Source organism: Microcoleus pseudofavosus SVA1_A4 (genome assembly GCF_036700565.1).
Lineage (GTDB): Bacteria > Cyanobacteriota > Cyanobacteriia > Cyanobacteriales > Microcoleaceae > Microcoleus.
Map to the genome: position 1 here is coordinate 1 of NZ_JAUBPE010000163.1, position 3143 is coordinate 3143.

General features: G+C 48.5%; 2 protein-coding genes and 1 pseudogene. All 3 read right to left on the reverse strand.

Annotated features, from left to right (window positions below):
* Positions 1-45: 45 nt before the first annotated feature.
* A pseudogene (locus tag QUA02_RS33045) lies at positions 46-315 on the reverse strand (Rpn family recombination-promoting nuclease/putative transposase); the annotation flags it as partial.
* Positions 316-377: 62 nt separating this feature from the next.
* Positions 378-1961: a chloride channel protein gene (locus QUA02_RS33050; protein ID WP_333033945.1), complete on the reverse strand. Its 1584-nt coding sequence runs from the start codon at positions 1959-1961 to the stop codon at positions 378-380.
* A gap of 464 nt (positions 1962-2425) precedes the next feature.
* Positions 2426-2944, reverse strand: a complete 519-nt coding sequence (locus QUA02_RS33055) for a methyltransferase family protein (protein ID WP_333033946.1) — start codon at positions 2942-2944, stop codon at positions 2426-2428.
* Positions 2945-3143 lie beyond the last annotated feature (199 nt).

Below are 3143 nucleotides of genomic sequence, written 5' to 3' on the forward strand. Positions count from 1 at the left end.
ACCCAATTATCAACAAGGAATAAGAGCTATGAGGCTTATTCTATCAGCGTTATAAGCGACTTGTCGCCCCGACAGCACTTGCATTTCAATGATTACTAAAGTTCCATCGCTGAGTTTTGCTTTCACATCCAGATAACTATCTTTTAAGCCTTCTAGTTTGGGCGGCAGATTTGGGTTGATTATTTCTAAGTCTTCGATGGTGGAATTGCCTTCATAAATTAAGGCGTTGAGAAAGCTAATTAGAATCTCTTTGCTTTCTGAGGAACCGAAGATTTTTTTGAAGGCGTAATCGGTTTTCGGGTTGATAAATATCATGGCTTTAAGATTTAGCTGTTCGGCTATTCGTTTTGTGACGCAGCAAAGGGATTTGAACTCAATCAAACTACTGATTTTGTTTCAGGTAATGGTTTGACATTTTCCGCTAAATGTGCGTTGGCGATCGCCAGCACAGGCTCATCGCCCCTGTGTTCCTCATCAATGGGAATTTGGCAAGAAATCAGTTCTGTGACGATGCGATCGCCCAAAGCGTCTTCCCAATCCTGCAACTGTTCCCGGGCTTTGATCGGCTCATTGACAGCTACGTCTACGCCCATTTGCTGAAGGTTGAGGCTGTGGGCTGCCGATCGGCGATTGACAAACTCCACCAGCCAAACGCTCAATCCGACTGCGGCCATCAAAGGCAATACAATCCGGTAATCGCGGGTTAATTCAAACATCAACAGGATGGCTGTCAGCGGTGCTCTGGCGCTGCCGGCGAGAACGGCTGCCATTCCCACCATTGCGTAGGCGGGAGGGCCGGCAACGTGTTCCCCCAAAGCCGGCAACATTTCCAAAAAGATGCCGTAAGCCGAACCCAGGGAAGCTCCCAAAAACATCGCCGGAGCGAAGATACCGCCCACTAAACCGCTACCGAGGCTGATTGCTGTCACCGCCAGTTTGACGAACAGCAGCAGCAGCAGCAAAGGCAAGGAAAATTTAACATCTTGGAGCATTGCTTGGACTGTTTCGTAGCCGACGCCCAAAATTTGAGGCAATTGCAGGGCGACTAAGCCGACGCAGGCCCCGCCGATGATGGGGTGAAGCGGTCGGGGCAGTCGTCCGAGCCAAGCAAATCCTCGGACTTTTCCTTGAAAACAGCGATCGGCCAATTGAATTGCTTCTGTGTAGGCTAGGGAAACTACGCTGGCCAAAAGTCCCAATCCCATGTAAAAAGGCAGTTCCAAGGGGCTGCGGACATCGTAGACCGGCAAAGCAAAGGCCGGCTGAGCTCCCAAACAAATTTGACCGATCAGCGCCGAAACTACGGCCGATAGCAAGACAACGCTGACTGACGAAGTGGCGAAGGTGCTGCCGAGCACAACTTCTAAGGCAAAGAATACTCCGGCGATGGGAGCGTTAAACCCGGCGGATAAACCTGCTGCTGCTCCCGCGCCGAGGAGCAAGCGCTGCCGTTCTGGGGAGAGCTGCAAGACTTGAGCCAGCAGCATTCCGAAGTTAGCGCCGATTTCGACGCTGGGGGCTTCCGGGCCGAGGGAAGCACCGGTGCCGAGGGATACTGAGGCTGCCACCATTTTGGTGATGGGTTTGAGCGGGGAGAGTTCTTGCAGGCCGCGGGTGGCTGCAATTAAGGAGGACATATTCGGGCCAAAATCCCGAAACCGCCAGCGCATCAGCCCGATGACGACTCCGCCGAGGGTGGGAATGCAGGCTAGCGTCCAAGAGCCTGAAGAGGCGATCGCCCCCATGAAGTCTTCCAGCATCAGGCTGTGGATCGAGTTGATGAGATAGTGAAAGGTGACGACGCCTGCGCCCGTAACTCCCCCTATGACTAGGGAGAGGATGAGCAGGAGGGTTTCTGGACTCGGATGCAGGCGGTTGAATAGCGGGCTTAGGCGGGAGGCTTGGGGAGTTGCTGCGGTTGGCCCGGGTGGCGGCAGATCCACAGGAGGGGTGGCTCTCATTTAGCGGTTAATTCTTCTGTGAGAAGTTAGATAAATATTACATTTTATTTCTTATTTTAATTTTGAGCGATTTGGAGAGAATTGACAACTTAAATTAAGGCAAATTTTATGGAGTATTTTTTTGCTGCGGCTGGGCTAGGAAGGGACTTAACGGAGGGTCGGTCAATTTGAGGTTTGAGTTTGTATTCCGAGTTACATTTAATATTTCAGGAATTTGGCAAGAATGCTGATTGAGTATATTTGCGCCGTCATCTGATTTGAGATTTGAAATTTGAGATTTGAGATTTGAGATTGCGATCGCGAATAAATTCGGGGGCTTGTTTAAAGGTTTTTGGAAAGGGCGATCGCACCCGACACCGATTGTTACTAAGTTTAAAATAAGGACGAGCGCAAGTATTTTTAATTTTTTTTACGAATTTTTTACCGCAGATGCACGCAGATTAACGCGGATGAATGTGGAGATGTTAATAGATGCCGGGAATTAATTTTTTTACTCGCTGGCTGTATTCGGAATAGTCGGGATATTTCTCGCTCAGCCACATTTCTTCGCGGCTGGCTTTGATGTCGAAAAATATTAGTAAAATTGCAGTGGCTATTAAATGGGATATGCTCATTTGAAAAAGTGCCCAGCCGAGGGCGACTGAGATTAAGCCGCTGTACAAAGGATGTCGCACCATTCCGTAAATGCCTGTTTGGACTAATTCTCCGTCTTCTCTGGGATAGGGCAATGGTGTGAGATTTTTTCCTAAGTCTATTAGTGCTTTGATTATGAAAATTAATCCGCTTAAGCTGAGAATACTTGCTAGAGTCCAGCTAAGATAAAAAAGTAGTTGAGTTGATAGAATTTTGAATCCTGGCAGTTGATAAACTGGTAAGATTGCAAATCCTGCGAGCAATGCTCCTTGAAGCAAAACTAAATATTCGCCGCGGCTGTTGTTGCGCCAGCCTTCGCGCGTGAAACCCCAATTAGTTAATATTTTCATAGTAAGACGAAGGAAGTTCGGCAACGAGCAATGTACGGGATGTAACGGATGTAACAGATGTAACGGGTATTCAGCAGTGAATTGTAGGTTGGGTAGACTGAGGTAAAACCCAACCTACGGCGAACAGTCAACAGTCAACAGTCAACAGTCAACAGTCAACAGTCAACAGTCAACAGTCAACAGTCAACAGTCAACAGTC

Bases quoted from the DNA above. Each gene is read 5' to 3' on its own strand.
- QUA02_RS33055 (WP_333033946.1), bottom strand. From the start codon at position 2,944: ATGAAAATATTAACTAATTGGGGTTTCACGCGCGAAGGCTGGCGCAAC.
- QUA02_RS33050 (WP_333033945.1), bottom strand. From the start codon at position 1,961: ATGAGAGCCACCCCTCCTGTGGATCTGCCGCCACCCGGGCCAACCGCA.